The organism is Virgibacillus ndiopensis (assembly GCF_900187325.1).
GTDB lineage: Bacteria > Bacillota > Bacilli > Bacillales > Amphibacillaceae > Virgibacillus_E > Virgibacillus_E ndiopensis.
Map to the genome: position 1 here is coordinate 649,917 of NZ_FZMZ01000004.1, position 18,808 is coordinate 668,724.

Consider the following 18,808-nt stretch of genomic DNA (forward strand, 5'->3'; position numbering starts at 1 on the left):
AACTCTTCCAAGTATTTTAAAATAGAATTTTAACAAAGTCACATGGTATGTTACAATTAAGAATGTGAACAATTTAATGACAAGTCTGCAACAATGCAGGAGAGGTTCTAGCTACACCCTCTATAAAAAACTAAGGATGAACTGTACCTTGCCTTAGGTATGGTTTTTTGTTTTTGGGTGAGTGGGATTCTCTTTTTCAATTATGGAAGGAGAATTTTTTTATGGAAAAAAATCATAAAGCTGTAGTCGTTTTTAGCGGTGGGCAGGATAGTACCACATGTTTATTCTGGGCACTGAAAAAGTTTAATCAAGTAGAAGTTGTGACGTTCGATTATAATCAAAGGCACAAGGAAGAAATTGAAGTAGCGAAGGAAATTGCTAAAGATTTGAATGTAAAACATCATGTACTAGATATGTCCTTACTAAATCAACTAGCACCCAACGCTTTGACTCGAAATGATATTGAAGTAAAGGATGGTGAAAACGGAAACTTACCATCAACATTTGTACCTGGACGTAACCTTCTCTTCTTATCGTTCGCAACCATTCTAGCAAAGCAAATTGATGCAAAGCATATTATCACAGGTGTATGTGAAACAGACTTTAGCGGTTATCCAGACTGCCGTGATGTTTTTGTAAAATCACTTAATGTAACGTTAAATTTATCAATGGACGATCAATTCGTTGTCCATACGCCTTTAATGTGGCTCGATAAAACAGATACATGGGAGCTTGCAGAGGAACTTGATGCTTTTCAATACATTCGTGAGAACACCATAACCTGTTATCATGGTATTCGCGGTGATGGTTGTGGGGAATGTCCATCATGCAAATTACGAAAAAAAGGACTAGAAACGTACCTCAAAAAGCTTGAAGAGGTGACATCCTAATGTATGGATTTACCATCGTAGAAAGCTTACAAAAATTAGACAAAGATATTAAAAGACATGAATTACAATATCATCAGAAACGTGTGATGATAAGTAAAGAATTCACATTTGACGCTGCTCATCACCTTCATTGCTATGAGGGAAAATGTAAGAATTTACATGGGCATACGTACAAGGTAATTTTCGGTATTAGCGGTTATGTTGATGAGATTGGAATCGTGATGGACTTTAGTGACATTAAAAACATTTGGAAACAGCAAATCGAGATTCATCTCGACCATCGTTATTTGAATGAAACTCTTCCACAAATGAATACAACAGCAGAAAATATGGTCGTTTGGATTTATGAACAGATGGAACAAGCACTTCTGAATGAACCAAATGAGTCCCAAGTAGAATTCGTAAAACTTTATGAAACACCAACAAGCTTTGCTGAAGCGAGACGGGAGTGGATGATCAATGAATAAATTCCCGATAATTGAAATCTTCGGACCAACCATACAGGGTGAAGGCATGGTTGTCGGTCGAAAAACTATGTTTGTCAGAACAGCTGGCTGTGATTACAGTTGCTCCTGGTGTGATTCTGCATTCACGTGGGATGGCAGTGCAAAAGAAAATATTGAAAAGTTGACTGCAGAGGAAATCATTATACGTCTTAAGGAAACTGGCGGAGAGCAATTTGATCATGTAACAATCTCAGGAGGAAACCCAGCACTTTTAAGAAAGCTCGATGAACTAATTGAGCCATTACATGAATTAGGAATTGAGGTAGCTATAGAAACTCAAGGAAGCCGATGGCAGGATTGGTTTATGAACATTGATGATTTAACGATATCACCCAAGCCTCCTAGTTCAAAAATGTGTACCAACTGGGAAATACTTGACCATATCATAAAAAAATTAATGAATAATAATCGAATCAATAACGCTAGTCTAAAGATAGTTATTTTTAATGATGAAGATTTAACCTACGCAGAAAAAGTACATGAACGTTATCCTGCGATCCCTTTCTTCTTGCAAGTTGGGAATGACAACTTAGAAGAAAGCAAGGCCACTAATCTCACCAGTCATCTATTAACTAAATATGAATGGCTTATTGAGCGGGTTGTCGCATCGTCTAAATTAAATCATGCTCGTGTCCTGCCCCAAGTTCATACACTCATTTGGGGAAATAAGCGTGGAGTATAAAATGTATACGTCAGTTTTTGTGGTGATAACATAAATTAAAAAACCTCTGGAAAAATTAATTTTTCCAGAGGTTTATTTTTAATTTACCTTATTAACATATTGACGCATATTGTCTTTCATTCCTGATAGACAAATCTCCGCAGGGTCTTTTTCAATGTCAAATTCAACTGTTGAACCGTCGGTTGGTAGTGCTTCCTGGAAAATTTCCTCATATTCTGAAACAGTTACTTCAGTTCTTGAAGAGAATAACTTATTATGTTGTTCAATATTTAAGTAATCACGATAATTTGGTTGTAAAATACCAGTGAAAAACTCTCCTACTGCACCTGATCCATAGCTGAATAGACCGATTCTTGAGCCTTCTTTCAAATCTTCTTTTTGTTCAAGAAGTGATAGTAAGCTTAAATACAGTGATCCCGTATAAATGTTTCCAACGTTCCTGTTATAAGTTGTACTAATTTTATAGTTAGCTAATAGCTTTTCTTTATCTTCCTCGTTTACGTCATCTAAAATTGTTCTTAACGCTTTAAGTCCCATCTTTGTATATGGGAGATGATAACAGATTGCTTCTAAATCTTTTAGCCCCAACCCTGTTTTTGCTTTATATGCTTCCCATACTTTTGAAAAGAATAAAATATATTGTTCATTTGAGTATTTCCCATCAACAAATGCTTTATCAGAGTAAACCGGACGCCAAAAATCCATAATATCTGAAGTTAAATAGGCACTTTGCTCCTCAAGCTCCATAATTCGGGGATCTGCACTGATAACTAATGCAACCGCTCCTGCTCCCTGCGTTGCTTCTCCTGAGGTATTCAAACCATACCTAGCAATGTCCGAACCCAATACTAATACCTTACTTTTAGGATTCAATGCAATATGCCCTTTTGCCATTTGAATAGCAGCAGTCGCTCCATAACAAGCCTGTTTCACTTCAATGGCTCGAGCATGTGGATTCAACCCTAACAAGTGGTGAACGTAGATTCCGGCTGATTTAGAATGATCAATTCCCGATTCCGTCCCGAAAATACATAGGTCAATCTCTTCCTTATCCTGTTCGTCCAAAATTTTCAATGCAGCATTTGCTGCTAACGTGACGGAATCTTGGGTGATTGGAGCGATAGACATTTTTTCCTGCCCAATTCCAATCGTAAATTTTTCTGGCTCTACATTTCTTTGCACTGCTAATTTATTCATATCTACGTATAAATGAGGTGTGTGAAAACCTATTTTATCAATTCCTATTTTCAACTTTTCTACTCCTTACCTATCTGTATAAATTATTAAGTATCAACTATGCTGCTAAGCAAAATTTCCGAAGCAATACATTCAACATCCTAAATCATAATATAGTCCAGCGTTAAAAACAACAAAATGACATAACCCAAATTTAGGTATGACCGTTTAATATACCAATACTGGGCTGCGGGAAAAAGCAATAAAAAATGCTAATTTACTACAGCACTTATGTCGCAGTTTCTATAAAAATTGCCTAATTCTATTTTTTCAAGTTAACTCAGCCTTAATAAAGGTGGAGTTTATTCAGAAAGAAATAAGGAAGTAATTTACTATATATATGAAACGGTGCTTTGGGACTGTACTGCCCCCAAAGCACCGTTTAAAATAAAACCTGTATTAACATTCATTCCTATACACCCGTGGAACCCTCTTCCCTATCAAACAAGCTACTTCGTAGTGAATCGTGTTCATTTTATCCGCTACTTCTGCCATAGAAATAAAACCATCACAAGGATCACCGAAGATGGTAATCACATCTTCCGGTTTATACTGTTCAATGTCTGTCACATTAATCATTGCCTGATCCATGCAGATTCGACCAACAATTGGTGCACGTTGTCCGTTAATGATTACATTACCCGTATTAGATAATGCACGTGAAAATCCATCCGCATAGCCAACAGGAATAGTTGTAATGGTAGATTCTTTTTTGGGAGCATACGTACATCCATAACTGATCGGCTGGCCGGCAGGTACTGTTTTAGTCATGACTGATTTTGTTTTAAAACTCATAGCTTGTTTTAAAGAGATTTTTTCTTGAAGATGTTCACTTGGGTATAAGCCATACAAACTTACCCCCACCCTAACCATATCCAAATGCATTTTCGGGTGAGCAATCGTTCCTGCACTGTTACAACAATGTTTAATTGGAATTTGAACGTTATGCTTTTCCAGATAATCAGTGATTTTGTTGAAATGGTTAAACTGTTTAACCGTGTATGTTGCATCAACATTATCTGCATCCGCAAAATGGGTAAAGATTCCTTCCACAAAAACGAAAGGAGATGTTATAGATCGAACCAGTTGAAGTGCCGCTTCTTTATTATTTAGCCCAATTCTATTCATCCCAGTATCAATCTTTATATGAATACGAGAAGTTTTTTCGTTTTCCTCAGCAACTTCTACAATGCGTTTTACCACATCTTGTGTAAAAACTGTCAAAGTAATATCATTCATAATCGCATCTTTTACAGCATTGAGGGGAGTATATCCAAGAACTAAAATAGGGAAGCTTATCCCGGCTTTTCGCAGCACTATTGCTTCATCAAGCAAAGCAACCGCCAAATAGTCTACGCCTGAATTGATTGCCGTTTTTGCGACTTCAACTGCACCATGTCCATATCCATCGGCTTTTACGACAGCCATCAGTTTACAATTATCATGTATATGCCTTTTAAAAGCTTTTACATTTTCTTGTATTGCATCCAACGAAATTTCTACCCAAGTATCTCGATAACTTCCATGATTCATGACTAATTCCCCCTGCATTATTAAAAATACCCTTCAAGCAGTATCACATGAAGGGTATTTTACATTAAAAAATTTATAGTGGCTAGACTTAATCTAGATCTGAAATAGCATCTTCTACTGTAACATAATCATAACCAAGATCATGTGCTACCGCTTCAAATGTAACTTTACCATTTACAACGTTAACACCTGATTTAATTGCTATGTTGTCATTAATTGCTTTTATAGCACCCTTTGAAGCAATCTGTACCGCGTAAGGAATCGTTACATTAGTCAGTGCCATTGTTGCTGTACGTGGTACAGCACCAGGCATATTCGCAACAGCATAATGAAGGATACCATATTTTTCATAGATTGGGTCATCATGTGTTGTAATGTGGTCTACTGTTTCAAAGTTACCACCCTGGTCAATTGCAACGTCTACAATAACAGAACCTGGCTGCATGGATTTAACCATTTCCTCAGATACAAGTTTAGGAGCTTTTGCACCTGGAATTAGTACAGAACCAATTACTAAATCAGAATCTTTAACTGCTTCAGCAATATTGAATGGGTTCGACATCAATGTTTGTACACTTGTACCAAAGATATCTTCTAATTGACGTAAACGTGTTGGATTTAAGTCAATAATTGTTACATCAGCACCAAGACCAACTGCGATTTTGGCTGCGTTTGTACCAACCATCCCCCCACCTATAACAGTTACTTTACCACGTTTAACACCTGGAACACCACTTAGGAGAATTCCTTTTCCACCATAGAATTTTTCAAGGTATTGTGCTCCAATTTGTGATGCCATCCGACCAGCAACCTCACTCATAGGTGAAAGTAATGGTAATGTATTGTTAACTGTTACTGTTTCATAAGCAATTGCTGTAACTTCTTTTTCAACTAATGCTTTTGTTAACTCTGGTTCTGCTGCTAGGTGTAAGTATGTGAACAAAATTAACCCCTTACGGAAATAGTCATATTCAGATGAAAGTGGTTCTTTAACCTTCATAATCATATCAGCTTTTCCCCAAACATCTGAAGCGCTTACAATAATCTCGGCGCCTGCATCCTTATATTCCTCATTTGTAAAGTTACTACCAACACCAGCATCTGATTCAATAATTACAGTATGCCCAGCTTTTACCAAATTAACAACTCCAGCGGGTGTCATAGCAACGCGGTTTTCATTATTTTTTATTTCTTTAGGTACGCCAATAATCATAGTTAATCTCTCCTTCATGTTCATTTTACACTTCATTATATCGCTTTTATGTCAAATTTGATTTATGCAGGTAACAAAAAATAATAGGGACAATTTGTGTAAAATCACATATCATCCCTTCTTATGTTCTCTAATTTCAAATCAAGGTATAACGTTATTTTTTGATTAGGATCCTTTAGGTCAATTTCTGCAATATCAACTATCCTTTTGAGACGATAATTTAACGTATTTGTATGAACATGTATTAATTTAGCTGCTCGATGAACATTACTATCACATTCCAAATAGACTTTTAATGTTGCTAATAATTCGGAATGATGTAGCCGGTCGTATTCCTTTAACTTTTCAATGGAATAGTTTAAATAATGTTCACGAGTTCTGATTTGATAAAGTTCATCCAAAAATTGATAAATACCAAGTTCCTGGTAGCTAAATATATTCTGTAATTCCTGTGGAAATTGCTCTTTCACCTCCAAAACCTTTAAAGCTTGTGTGTAGCTATCCTTCATATATTGTGGTGAGTTATAGATATTTCCAAAAGATCCCGTCACATTACTAATTTGCAATCGTTCACTAATTTTGTGCGTAAAGTTTTGGATAAATTCATTTAAGACGTTTATCGCATTGCCCTCTTTTCCAAGACGAATAAGCAATATTAGTTGGTTTTGGTCAAATACACGACAAACAATTTGAACTAACTGCAAGGTTTCTGTTAAATAGTACGAGTGCTTCTCAATTGTTTGAGTAATTTCACAATCATATTCAATCATGACAATAGCAAGTCTTCCATCTAATTGTAGTCCAAACTGCCTCGCTTGACGCCCAATTATACTTTTTTGCTGAACGTGTCCTGTGAGTAACTTCCAGAAAAATTCTTGGTAGCTTTCTTCCGCTTTTCTTTTTTTAATTTGAAGCTTCAGAAGCTGTTTAGTCACAAGACTCGCCGCTTCTTTAAGCAAGTTAATTTTTTCTTCACCAAGTGTTTTATTATCAGTTTGAGCCCATATAAATCCAAGGACCTCGTTATTTTTACGAACTGAAACGGCGATACGGTTACCCAAGCCTACTTTCTCAATAGCCGGGACAATCACGGGATCATCACTTTCGAATAATTTTCCCATCACACCATTTTTCCAAAGGCTGTTAATTACCTTTTCAGGTACTTTTCTTCTTATTATAGTAGCTATTCTAGCATCATCCACATTTTTTTCATGTGTACTATACGAGATTATTCGATGATTAGAATCTTCTATTGTAATAGGACAATCCAGGATTTCCCCTATCCGATCAGCAAGCCCTTCCAGAGAATCAAAATTATCCTTAAACAATTCTTTATAGTCAGATGAATTAGACATAAAAAACGTTCACTCCATTCTGTCCCTAGAATACCACATTATCGGTAATTTTGTATTACTTCTTTGTGAAAAATAACAACGATTACATTTTAGATTTTATTATTAAAACAAATGGACTTTACTAATAATTTGTTACAATTGTGAAAGCGTTTTAAACAAATAGACAAAATTCGACAAAGTATCATTTCTTTGGTATTATATGCATTTGTCATCACAAGTTTGGAGGATATTACATGAAAAAAATCTTAAAAATTGGAAGCGCTTTTATCGGAATCATTGTCGGTGCTGGCTTCGCATCTGGACAAGAAGTTTTACAATACTTCACTAGCTTTGGTCTCATTGGTACAGTTGGAGCGATTATTGCAACTGCCTTATTTGCATACTTGGGCATGACTTTAGTTAGGCTTGGAAGTCGCTTGCAGACTAAGTCACATAGGGAAGCAGTGTATAAAATTAGCGGGCACTACCTACTGGGTATTATTGTTGATTATATCATTATTTTCACCTTGTTTGGTGTAGGTGTTGTCATGATTGCAGGTGCAGGTTCCACTCTTGAACAGCAGTTTGGATTACCATCTCTTATAGGTACGATATTAATGACAATTTTAGTCATTCTTACCATTATGATGAATGTTGATCGAGTAGTTGCTGTTATTGGAAGTATTACACCATTTTTAATTCTTGGGGTAATCATTGTCTCTATATATAGTCTGCTATCAATGGATGCATCGTTTTCATCGCTTGAACCTACAGCTAAAGAGCAACCGTCTGCACTACCTAATTGGTTCATATCAGGAATCAACTATGTTTCATTTAATATTGCGGTAGGTGCTTCCATGTCACTTGTTATGGGAGGGGCTGAAAGGGACGAAAAAACAGCAAAAATTGGTGGACTTGTTGGTGGATTAGGTCTTGGCATCCTAATTATTTTAAGTCACCTTGCTATTTATTCAAAAATTGAGATCGTTCGAAACTTCGATATGCCAATGTTAAAAATAGTTGATGATATTTCGCCTGTTTTGGGAGTAGTTTATTCACTAATTCTATTCGGAATGATTTTTAATACTGCAGTAAGTATGTTTTTCGCATTCGGCGCACGCTTTACAGAAATTGGATCAAATAAATATAAAATGTTTGTAATTATAACGATGATCATAGCATTTGCTGCTAGCTTTGTTGGCTTTACAGATCTTGTTGCCTTTTTCTACCCACTTATTGGTTACTTAGGGTTATTCCTTATTGTTGCCCTAGTATATGCATCTATTAAAATGCCATCCGCAAAAAAAGAAAAAGAATCATCTTAAAATGAGATGAAAAAGTATATAGTAAAAACACCTCCAAATTGAAGAGACCTAAAAAAATGAGACAGAGGAAAAAGCACCCCCTGAGTCGTATATAAATTTAACGACTTTTAGGAGGTGCTTTTCTCGTGGGGGAAAAGAAAAAATTCTATTCAGAAGAAATTAAACGAGAAGTAATTGAAATGAAGTTGTCTAAGAAGTACACCAATAAACAGATTATGGATGAGTTTGGGATACGTAATAAATCTCAAATTATGACTTGGATGAGATGGTATAGACAAGGGGAAGAACATCGGCTGTCACAACCCGTTGGTAAACAATATTCTTATGGAAAAGGACCTGAGGAACTAAGTGAAATAGATCAATTAAAACGGCAAGTGAAGCATCTGGAAATTAAAAATGAAATCTTAAAAAAGTACCGGGAAATCGAAAGGAGTTGGTACCAGAAGTAGTAATAGAGCTAGTAGAGTCATTAAAGGAAGTTTATACTGTGTCGATGATATGCGATTGTGTTGGAGTTCCTAAGTCTACTTACTATCGTTGGGCTCAAAAGTCGTGGGGGCCAACGGAACTAGAACAACAGATAATCGATATTTGTAAATCTCTAAAATACAGAGTGGGACACAGAATGGTAAAAAAGATATTAAAAGAGGATTACAACATTTCTGTGAATAGAATTACTGTTCAAAAAATCATGCAGAAGTATAAGATCCAATGTCGGGTTAAACCAAAAAGAAAATCCAACATAGCTGGTGAAAGTAAATGTGTTGTACCTAATTTATTGGAACAGAATTTCAAGGCGGAGAGACCAAACCAAAAGTGGGTTACAGATATTACCTATTTGTCTTTTGGAGAATCGATGATGTATTTATCAACCATTATGGACTTGTATAGTAACGAAATTGTTGCTTACCGAGTGAGTCACACCCAAGAGGTAGAACTCGTATTAGAAACCTTAAAAGCAGCATGTAATGGGCGTGAAACTAAGGGACTGATTCTTCACAGTGACCAAGGATCGCAATACACATCGTATGCTTTTCAAGAGTTGGCTGAAGAAAAAGGCATTATCACAAGCATGTCCCGCAAAGGCAATTGCTTTGATAATGCCGTCATTGAATCCTTCCACTCCACCATAAAGTCGGAAGAATTCTACACACACCAAAAGGCGCGTCTTACAAACTCTATTGTACTAGAAAAAGTAGAATCTTACATGTATTATTACAACTATATACGACCGTTTTCAAAATTAAACTGCCTTTCCCCTGTTCAATTCAGGGCAAAGGCAGCATAGGTGCTTTTTCTTGTCTCATATTACTAGGTCAGTTCAACTTGGAGGTGTTTTTACTATATATTTAATGTGAAGCTTCTCCCCCATCAATTCCAGGGCGAGAATTTTTAATAAAGAAAGCTAAGACAAGTCCAATAATCCCAATAACTCCTGCAACGATGAATGATATATTTACACCATGAATTATACCATTGATTCCTTTGTCTGGAATTACATTATTTGTCATAACAGATACAAGTAATGCTGTACCAACCGCACCTGATACTTGACGCATCGTATTGTTCATTGCAGTTCCATGGGATATTAAATTGGTTGGTAGCTGATTTAACCCAGCTGTGGTTACTGGCATCATAACCATCGCAACACCAAACATTCTTACTGCATTAACTACAGCTATATACGTAAATGTTGTCTGAGCCGTCAAATCAGTAAACATAAACGTTGTAATAACTAAGATAGCGAGTCCAATAATTGACAACCACTTAGCACCAAACTTATCAAATAATCTTCCGGTAATTGGGTTCATTACTCCCATCAATACAGCCCCTGGCAACAGAGCTAAACCAGATTCAAACGCTGTAAATCCCAACATATTTTGCATGAGCAAAGGTAATACAACTGCTGCACCAATCATGGAAATAAACACAACCATCCCAAGAGCAGTTGTTAAGGTGAATATTTTATACTTAAATATCCTAAACTCAAGTATTGGTTCCTCTAATTTCAGCTGTCTGAATATAAACCATACTAAGGCAACGGCTCCAATTATTATTGAAACGATAACCTGCATGCTTGCCCACCCGTTACTACCAGCGGTACTAAACGCATATAACAAACCACCAAATCCTAAAGTTGATAAGATAATCGATAGAATATCAACCTTTGGAAACGTTTGTTTTGTAACATTTTTGAGAATGAAATACGCAACAATAATGTCAATGATAACAATTGGCAATATAACGTAAAATAAACTTCTCCACGGAAAGTGCTCCACAAGCCAGCCAGATAATGTTGGACCGATTGCTGGAGCAAATGCAATAACTAATCCGAACATTCCCATTGCTGAACCCCGTTTTTCAATCGGGAAAATAAGAAATAGTATTGTTTGCATTAATGGCATAATGATACCTGCACCGGCTGCTTGAGCAACTCTGCCGACCATCAAAAAGGCAAAATTTGGTGCAATGGAACAAATAACCGTTCCAATTGCAAAAATCCCCATTGCTGATAGAAATAACCCTCTTGTCGTAAAGCGACCAATCAAAAAGGCAGTGATTGGTATCATGATTCCATTAACTAGCATAAAAATAGACTGTAACCACTGGGCAACGTTGGCATCCAGTTCCAAGTCATGCATTATGTGCGGTAGTGCAGTGGCTAACAGTGTCTGATTTAAAATAGCAACGAATGCACCTGAAATTAGTACAATCATAAGTGGTACTTTATTAAATGTTTCCTCCGATTGAGGTGGCGTTTGACTCTTTTCCAAATTTCTCTTCCTTCCTTCTTAAGCGTAGAAGTCTGTTGCTTTATTAATAATTCCACAGTCAAATATTTTTATGAAAAGATAGAAATTAAAGCTAACTTTCCATTATCAACCATGTAGTATATGCAACAGTAAATCCTAACATAAAAAAGAAATGAATAAAAGAAATTGACTTATATTATTTAAGAAAACAAGTGAACCCAGATATATTCTCTGTTTTCACTTGTTTATTATGTTATTATCTCATTTCGCAATTTCCTTAAATCCTTCTATAAACAACTTAGGTGATGATTTCACCGTATAAGCGTACAGGCCTCTACTAGTGTGCAGATAAAGCAAACCACCTTCCCCGCCTACTGTTCGATATGTTATATCAAGTACATCCTGAATTGGAAACTCCCGGTGCTGCGTAACAACTTTATCGTCATATAAGTATAGTGTACGTTCGTGTTCAATATCTTTTTGCTCGATACTGTTTACTTGCCTTTCAACCTTAATATACGGCTGTTCAGCTATCAAATGCATGAAAACCCTCCAGCTTTAAAAATTATGAATTGGTATCATTCTTTATAATTTCGACTCGCTTTATCGTTCTACCTTCGACTCCTAATATGCTAAACGTTAAATTTTTTCTATTTAACGTTTCACCCACGGTCGGAAAGTAATTAAATTCTTTTAACAAATAACCTGCCAAAACATCCTCTTCTTCGGGTATTGCCGTACGAAATATAGAATTTAATCGGTGTAAAGGAATTTTACCATCACATATTATTTCGGTTTCTGTTACCTTTTCCACAAGCTGATCGCCTACTTGGTCCATTTCGTCTTCGATTTCCAAGCCTATCATTGCTTCTATTACGTCTTCATGTGTAAGTATTCCTTCTGTTCCACCGTATTCATCTAATACAATTGCCATATGCTTTTTCTCCTGCGTCATTTTCCGAAATACCCATTCGATTGATTGAAATTCATAAATTATCATAGGATCCGTGTCACTAAATGATTCAAGTGACTTCCCTTGTTCAATTGACCAGGATAACAAATATTTTGAATGAAACACACCGACAATATTATCTATATCTTCTTTATAGATAGGGTAACGTGTAAATGGATTCTGAATTGCAACGTCTCTTATCTCTTCAAAACTTGCCGTACTTGGAAGGGCTACAATTTCTACCCGAGGGGTTTTAAGAACATCTTTCACATTCAAATTATAAAAATCGAGAACACCTTTAATACGATGGGATTCTTCCTGTTTAAATGTTCCCTCTGTCCCTGCAATATCAACCATAGCTCTTAAATCCTCTTTAGAAATAGACATGTTCTCTTCCTGTTCTTTCGATAGCAGTTTGATGATAAACCCAGTAATAGAATTGAGCATCAGTGTTAGTGGCTTGAAAATAATAATGATAAATCGTATCACCGGATAAACAGTATAGGCTATTCGGTCCGGAAAGGCGGCGGCAATTGACTTCGGAATCACTTCAGAAAAAATAATAATAACAATTGTTAATATAGCTGATGCGATAGCCACATTGAATCCATAGTCAAGCGCAACCATGGTAACTAACGTCGGTAGAATAATGTTTGCGATATTATTTCCTATTAAAATAGACGTAATAAACTCACCTGGTTTAGAGACCAATTCTAATAGTTTTTCTGATTTTTTGTCATTATTGCTAGCTTTTGTTTGAAGTCTCATTTTATTTGTAGCCGTCAAAGCTGTTTCACTACCGGAAAAGAAAAATGAAACAATTAGTAAAATAATGATCGCAATGATCACTTGAAAATTCCTCCCTATGTATATCCGTTAACGTTCAATTCCAATTCACCTATAAATTCTCAATGAACAAACGAATGACATCTGCTCCACCAATAAATGTTCCTAACGAACTTCCTAAATTGGCAAAAACAACAACAAGTAAAATTCTAGTCACTTTATTATTCCAAAAACCTTTCACACTATAAACGTCCTCTTGTAGATTCTCAAAATCAGCAACAGTAGGTCTACGGAAATAAGCTTGTACAAAGCCAGCAAACCAACCAGCTGCAGTTATTGGATCCAAAGATGTAATTGGTGCTGCGACAAACGCAGTAAGAATGGTAAGTGGATGTCCTAAGGCAATTGCCGTTCCTATTGCTGACAAGGTTCCATTCCACAATACCCAACTAAGCGTTTGCTGCAGGCCAGCAGATGGATCTACATTAAAGGTATAGATAATAATCGCAAGGAGTACGATAGGAATTGTCCATGCAATAATCTTTGGTACCTTTGATTTAGGCGGACGCTCCGAAAGTCGCTCTAAATCGTGTTCTTTTTTAATTTCTTCTTTAATCCCCGGAACATGTGCAGCCCCAAGAACAGCAACAACTTTATCTCCTGGTGCCTCTTTAATTTTCTGAGAAAGATATTGATCTCGCTCATCAATTAATGGCTTCTTTAACCTAGGAAAGTTATCCGTGAAATCATGAAGCATGGAATCGATCATATCCTGTGACTTCATTTTTTCCAATTCTTCTTCTGAAATGCTTTCTTTACTAAAAATACTCCCAATCACTTGCATGAGAAGTATTGCCTTTCCTTTTAAGCCAATACTACCCCATATGCGAGAAAATGTAATTTGAATATTTCTATCAGCTAACACTAAATTTGCATCTGTTTCTTTAGCCGATTCAATGCCCTGCATCATTTCTTGGCCGGGATTAATACCAAATTGTTTTGCCATCCGTTTTTGAAAGGAAGATATAGCTAAATTCATTAAAAGTAACGTGGCTTTCTTCTCTTTTATGACTTTAAAGATATCCGTCTCTCTCCACTTGCTGCCTTCCATCATGGATTGGTATCGTTGTTCATCCAATTCTATACAAACAGAGGCAGGTTGTTCTGATTCAATAACTTCCTTTACTTGTTCTGCACTGTGTTTTGATACATGGGCAGTCCCAATAAGTATGTATTCTTTACCATTTAAATTTAATCTCGTAATATTTTCTTCCGACATAAACTACCTTCCTTTTATAACTTCCCTTATTCCAGACACTCATTTTTTCGATAATTTCTACTATATATCAATGATAAACTAGATTAGACCAAATTAGAATTAATTTATCTAAAGAATAAGCCATAACATACAAAATTCGTTTATATGCTATGGCTAACCTTTGATTATTGTCGTTTTTTTGTTTTTTTATTGTTGTACTTTTCATTCGCTGTTAGTGGTTCATTAGCAAATTCATGATCATATTGTCTTGACATTTCCCCTCTTACAGCTTGTTCATCGCTAACTCCATTATTTGTTTTTTTCTTTTTACCCATTAGTAAACACCTCCATTCTATTATTTTGTCTAAACAAAAATTGTTTATCCAAGTCCCCCATAATAGTAAATATATTTAAAATTAATTAAATTAATTGACAATATTCTTGATTCTGCTATGCTAGAAAATATTTTAACTACCTACGTAATAGTAAGTCTCTTTAAAACAAACAGATTTGCGTTTTTTATTAGAAAGGAGAATATAATAATGCTACCAGATCAGCAATTATTAAGAATTCCTGGTCCAAGTCCAATTCCCCCAAGTGTGCAAAGGGCAATGGGCAAGCCAATGATTGGACACCGTGGCCAGGAAACGAAGGAATTGTTACAAAGAATTAAACCAAAACTGAAACCTATCTTCGGTACACAGCAGGATGTTCTTATTATTACTGGTAGTGGAACTGCGGGACTGGAAACCGCAGTTGTCAACACGGTAAAACCAGGTGATGAAGTTTTAGTCATTGTTACAGGTTCCTTTGGTGATCGGTTTGCTAAAATATGTACGGAATATCAGATTAAGACCCATCGTTTGGACATTAAGTGGGGAAAATCCGTATCTCCTGGATCTGTTGAAGCGTATCTAAAAGAACATCCATCGATCAAAGCGGTATTTTCCACCTATTGCGAGACTTCCACAGGTGTGATGAATCCAATTGAGGAGCTTGCAACGGTTGTACATAATCATTCAGACGCATTATTTATTGTAGACGGTGTTTCCTGTATCGGTGGCGTTGAGACTAAGATGGATGAATGGGGCATAGACATATTGGTTACAGGTTCCCAAAAAGCATTGATGCTACCCGCTGGTTTAACTTTTGTTTCAGCAAGTAACCGCGCTTGGAAGGTTATGGATGCAAATGAACGGCCACGATTTTATTTGGATTTAAAAAAATACCAAGATAATTTAGTAAATGATGCTACACCATTTACACCTGCTTTATCACTTTTATTTGGTTTGGAACAAGTTCTCAAGCTTTTGGAAGAGGAAGGTCTTGAACAGGTTTACACAAGACATCAGTTAATGAAGAACATGACAAGGGCAGCATTCCGTGCACATGATATTCCCTTGCTTACAAGTGATGATTCTGCATCATCGACTATAACAGCGATTAAACCAGCCGATTTTCAAGCGGAAGATCTAAGAAGTATGATCAAAAAAGAGTTCGGTCTGGAAGTAGCTGGTGGCCAACAACATATGAAAGGAGAAATTTTCCGTATTGGTCATATGGGTTACTGTTCTCCGGCAGATGTGCTGCAAATAATTGGTATCATTGAAATTGGCTTACAAAAGATTGGTAAGGCTATTGATCTTGGTAAAGGAACACGCGCTGCTCAGGAGCTTTACATTGGTTAGAAATTTCATGAAGGAGGATTTGTCGTCATGTTTCGTATATTAATCTCGGATCCACTTAGTGAAGAAGGTATTCAATCCCTTCAGCATGCAGAAAACGTAAATATTGTAATTGATACGGATTTAACACCCGAGAAACTAGGGGATAAAATTGCAGATTTCGATGCACTATTAGTACGAAGCCAAACACAAGTAACACGTGAATTAATTAGCAAGGCTCCTAATTTGAAAATTATTGGCCGTGCAGGGGTCGGAGTAGACAATATAGACCTTGATGCCGCCACTGAGCATGGAATTATTGTAGTTAATGCCCCTAACGGCAACACCAATTCAGCAGCAGAACATACAATGGCGATGCTTATGGCTATGTCCAGAAACATTCCGCAAGCTTACTATGCACTTAAAAATCAGCAATGGGAACGAAAAAAATATCTTGGTGTTGAATTAAAAAACAAAACGCTCGGGATTATTGGTCTAGGTAGAATAGGTACAGAAGTTGCCTACCGAGCTAAAGGCCAACGAATGAATGTTATGGCATACGATCCTTTTTTTACGGAAGAAAAAGCAGATAAAATGGGAATTGGGTATGGAACAATTGAAGAAGTTTTAAAAGAAGCGGATTTTATTACGGTACATACACCGTTGCTGAAGGAAACTAGGCACTTGCTTAATGCCGAGGCTTTTCAGCTCATGAAAAATGGTGTACAAATTGTTAACTGTGCCCGTGGTGGAATAATCGATGAGGATGCTTTGTATGAGGCAATCATTTCTAAAAAAGTTGCAGGAGCCGCAATGGATGTTTTTGAAGAAGAACCTTTCCTCGATAATAGATTGCTAGAGCTGCCGGAAGTAATTGCTACTCCCCATTTAGGCGCAAGTACAGTTGAGGCACAGGAAAATGTTGCAATTGATGTCTGTCAGGACGTTATTAGCTTTTTAAACGGGGGAACTGTGCAGAATCCCGTTAACCTGCCATCCGTACCAAAAGCTATTATGAACAAAATTGAACCTTACTTTAATTTAGCGGAACAATTAGGATTGTTTCTTATCCACTTAACGCAGGAAGCAATTGAAGAAGTGAATATCTATTATGCTGGAGATTTATCGGAAGTAGAAGTAGCTCCATTAACCAGAAATACTGTAAAAGGGCTATTAAAACGACATCTCGGTGATCATGTAAACGATGTAAATGCCCTTTATCTTGCCGAGAAAAAAGGAATAACAATACACGAAAATAAAACCTCTCAGGCTAAAGGCTTTACTAATTTACTTAAAGTTAAAGTCAAAACGAAATCAGATGTACGAAGTGTGTCTGGAACGTTACTAAATGGCTTAGGAGCAAGAATTGTGAAGGTGGATCACTACAGTGTTGACTTTACCCCAGTAGGACATATAATTGTTATTCATCATAAAGACCAGCCAGGTGTAATTGGTCGAATGGGAAGTCTCTTAGCACAACACCAAATCAACATAGCTACTATGCAGGTGGATCGATCTGACGTTGGCGGAGATGCGATCATGATGCTGACAGTTGATAAACATCTAGAAAAAGACGGATTGGAAGAATTGAAAGCGTTAGATGAAATTAATGATGTTACTGCGATAGATTTGTAGAGAATGAGCGGCTGTACCATCGGGTTGGGAAGCCGCTTTTTATAAGACAGTATAACAATGACGCTAAAACCATTGGCAAAACGCCTGATGAATATCAGAAATAAGCTTATTCTGTTCACCCCAATTGATTACCTTTATCAACAATCGAGAAAAGCTCCTCCAAACTAGCAATCTCATAATCTGGAACAACTTCATTTACTTTTTTTCCATTACGATTCACCCACACAGATGTTATGCCGGCTCTAGCTGCACCAAGAATATCCGTCAACAAATTATCCCCAATCATCATTACTTCATCTCTTCGAACTGAAAGAAGCTCTAACGCATGATCAAAAATAGAAGGATCTGGTTTTCCTTTTCCAAACGCCCCTGAAATTATAACGTGATCAAAATATGGTGAGAGCTCTGGTGTTATGCTTAATTTTGTTTGCTGTAATTCAGGTGAACCATTCGTCAGCAGCAACAACTTATAATCCCCTTTTAACTGATCCAACACATTAAATGTTTCTTCAAAAACAAATGCATTTTCTATACGCGCAACTGGAAAAGCCTCTGCCAGTTGATGACCAAATTCAGAATCATTTATTCCCATATCCTTTAACCCTCTAGTCCATGATTCTTTGCGATAGCCCGGAACGATCTCTTTTAATCTACGAAAAGCTTCCCCTTCATCTGTGAAATTTCCCCATAGACCTTCGAATGGATTAATCCCAATCATCTGCGTATAATTATATGTATCGTATGAAGCGTATAGCATTTGGGCATTTTTCCGAACTTTTTCTTCTAATAATAGTGGGTCAATACCATACCTTTTCTCGGCTAGTTCACAGGTTGCTTTAAAAGATTCTTGAACACTTTTTTTATCCCAAAGCAAGGTATCATCCAAATCAAACAGGAGTGCTTTAATCATGTATTCATCTCCGCTTCTAAATATAAGATTTTCTACTAATTATACAACAATTCCGAACAAATTTAGTCTAATATTCCGCATGTAAGACAAATGGTTAACTAAAAGGTCCGTACACAATGTAGTAACTGACC

The 18,808-nt window shown here is 36.5% G+C and carries 17 protein-coding genes and 1 riboswitch; of the genes, 7 read left to right on the plus strand and 10 right to left on the minus strand.

Annotated features, from left to right (window positions below):
• Nucleotides 1-95: 95 nt before the first annotated feature.
• Nucleotides 96-140: riboswitch (PreQ1 riboswitch) on the plus strand.
• 81 nt (nt 141-221) lie between these two features.
• From queC to queE, 3 genes are read left to right on the plus strand one after another with little or no spacing between them, the layout of a single operon-like run.
• Entirely contained in the window at nt 222-890 is a 669-nt protein-coding gene (gene queC / locus CS937_RS05595) for a 7-cyano-7-deazaguanine synthase QueC (RefSeq protein WP_099157470.1), read from the plus strand.
• Nucleotides 890-1,357, plus strand: a complete 468-nt coding sequence (gene queD, locus CS937_RS05600) for a 6-carboxytetrahydropterin synthase QueD (protein ID WP_099157471.1) — start codon at nt 890-892, stop codon at nt 1,355-1,357. Before queC ends, queD begins: the two co-directional genes overlap by 1 nt.
• Nucleotides 1,350-2,078, plus strand: coding sequence for a 7-carboxy-7-deazaguanine synthase QueE (gene queE / locus CS937_RS05605; RefSeq protein WP_099157472.1), 729 nt, complete (start codon nt 1,350-1,352; stop codon nt 2,076-2,078). Before queD ends, queE begins: the two co-directional genes overlap by 8 nt.
• A gap of 78 nt (nt 2,079-2,156) precedes the next feature.
• Here the strand turns inward: queE and CS937_RS05610 are convergent, their stop codons facing one another.
• The 4 genes from CS937_RS05610 to CS937_RS05625 form a co-directional block, all read right to left on the minus strand.
• The gene (locus tag CS937_RS05610; protein WP_099157473.1) at nt 2,157-3,329 is read right to left on the minus strand and encodes a hydroxymethylglutaryl-CoA synthase; all 1,173 of its coding nucleotides are present in this window, start codon (nt 3,327-3,329) and stop codon (nt 2,157-2,159) included.
• Between the two features lie 384 nt (nt 3,330-3,713).
• Nucleotides 3,714-4,847, minus strand: a complete 1,134-nt coding sequence (alr, locus tag CS937_RS05615; protein ID WP_099157474.1) for an alanine racemase — start codon at nt 4,845-4,847, stop codon at nt 3,714-3,716.
• 88 nt (nt 4,848-4,935) lie between these two features.
• Entirely contained in the window at nt 4,936-6,060 is a 1,125-nt protein-coding gene (gene ald, locus CS937_RS05620) for an alanine dehydrogenase (protein ID WP_099157475.1), read from the minus strand.
• Nucleotides 6,061-6,164: 104 nt separating this feature from the next.
• A complete protein-coding gene (locus tag CS937_RS05625; RefSeq protein ID WP_099157476.1) occupies nt 6,165-7,415 on the minus strand; it encodes a PucR family transcriptional regulator in 1,251 nt (416 codons plus the stop codon).
• A gap of 233 nt (nt 7,416-7,648) precedes the next feature.
• On the opposite strand from CS937_RS05625, the gene CS937_RS05630 reads away from it, so the two are divergent.
• Together CS937_RS05630 and CS937_RS05635 are read left to right on the plus strand one after the other, a co-directional pair.
• Nucleotides 7,649-8,719, plus strand: a complete 1,071-nt coding sequence (locus CS937_RS05630) for a YkvI family membrane protein (protein ID WP_099157477.1) — start codon at nt 7,649-7,651, stop codon at nt 8,717-8,719.
• A gap of 179 nt (nt 8,720-8,898) precedes the next feature.
• A protein-coding gene (locus CS937_RS05635) for an IS3 family transposase (protein ID WP_425445454.1) occupies nt 8,899-10,007 on the plus strand; the annotation gives its coding sequence in 2 pieces (ribosomal slippage) (nt 8,899-9,127 and nt 9,127-10,007; 1,110 coding nt in all).
• Nucleotides 10,008-10,068: 61 nt separating this feature from the next.
• Here CS937_RS05635 and CS937_RS05640 read toward each other — a convergent pair.
• The 5 genes from CS937_RS05640 to sspO all read right to left on the minus strand — a co-directional run bounded on the left by CS937_RS05640 (nt 10,069) and on the right by sspO (nt 14,803).
• The gene (locus tag CS937_RS05640; protein ID WP_099157798.1) at nt 10,069-11,436 is read right to left on the minus strand and encodes a DHA2 family efflux MFS transporter permease subunit; all 1,368 of its coding nucleotides are present in this window, start codon (nt 11,434-11,436) and stop codon (nt 10,069-10,071) included.
• Nucleotides 11,437-11,733: 297 nt separating this feature from the next.
• A complete protein-coding gene (locus tag CS937_RS05645; RefSeq protein ID WP_099157479.1) occupies nt 11,734-12,015 on the minus strand; it encodes a hypothetical protein in 282 nt (93 codons plus the stop codon).
• 22 nt (nt 12,016-12,037) lie between these two features.
• Nucleotides 12,038-13,273 carry a hemolysin family protein gene (locus tag CS937_RS05650; protein ID WP_099157480.1) on the minus strand — a complete coding sequence of 412 codons (1,236 nt, stop codon included), beginning with the start codon at nt 13,271-13,273 and terminating at the stop codon, nt 12,038-12,040.
• A 49-nt stretch (nt 13,274-13,322) separates the two neighbouring features.
• Entirely contained in the window at nt 13,323-14,489 is a 1,167-nt protein-coding gene (locus CS937_RS05655) for a TraB/GumN family protein (protein WP_099157481.1), read from the minus strand.
• A 164-nt stretch (nt 14,490-14,653) separates the two neighbouring features.
• On the minus strand, nt 14,654-14,803 hold the full coding sequence (gene sspO / locus CS937_RS05660) for a small acid-soluble spore protein O (RefSeq protein ID WP_099157482.1): 150 nt from the start codon (nt 14,801-14,803) through the stop codon (nt 14,654-14,656).
• Nucleotides 14,804-15,010: 207 nt separating this feature from the next.
• Here sspO and CS937_RS05665 point away from each other — a divergent pair, with 207 nt between their 5' ends.
• Both CS937_RS05665 and serA read left to right on the plus strand, forming a co-directional pair.
• Nucleotides 15,011-16,156 carry a pyridoxal-phosphate-dependent aminotransferase family protein gene (locus CS937_RS05665; protein ID WP_099157483.1) on the plus strand — a complete coding sequence of 382 codons (1,146 nt, stop codon included), beginning with the start codon at nt 15,011-15,013 and terminating at the stop codon, nt 16,154-16,156.
• A gap of 27 nt (nt 16,157-16,183) precedes the next feature.
• Nucleotides 16,184-17,767 carry a phosphoglycerate dehydrogenase gene (serA, locus tag CS937_RS05670; protein WP_099157484.1) on the plus strand — a complete coding sequence of 528 codons (1,584 nt, stop codon included), beginning with the start codon at nt 16,184-16,186 and terminating at the stop codon, nt 17,765-17,767.
• Nucleotides 17,768-17,882: 115 nt separating this feature from the next.
• Here serA and CS937_RS05675 read toward each other — a convergent pair whose 3' ends face one another.
• The gene (locus CS937_RS05675; RefSeq protein WP_099157485.1) at nt 17,883-18,677 is read right to left on the minus strand and encodes an HAD family hydrolase; all 795 of its coding nucleotides are present in this window, start codon (nt 18,675-18,677) and stop codon (nt 17,883-17,885) included.
• Between the last annotated feature and the right edge of the window lie 131 nt (nt 18,678-18,808).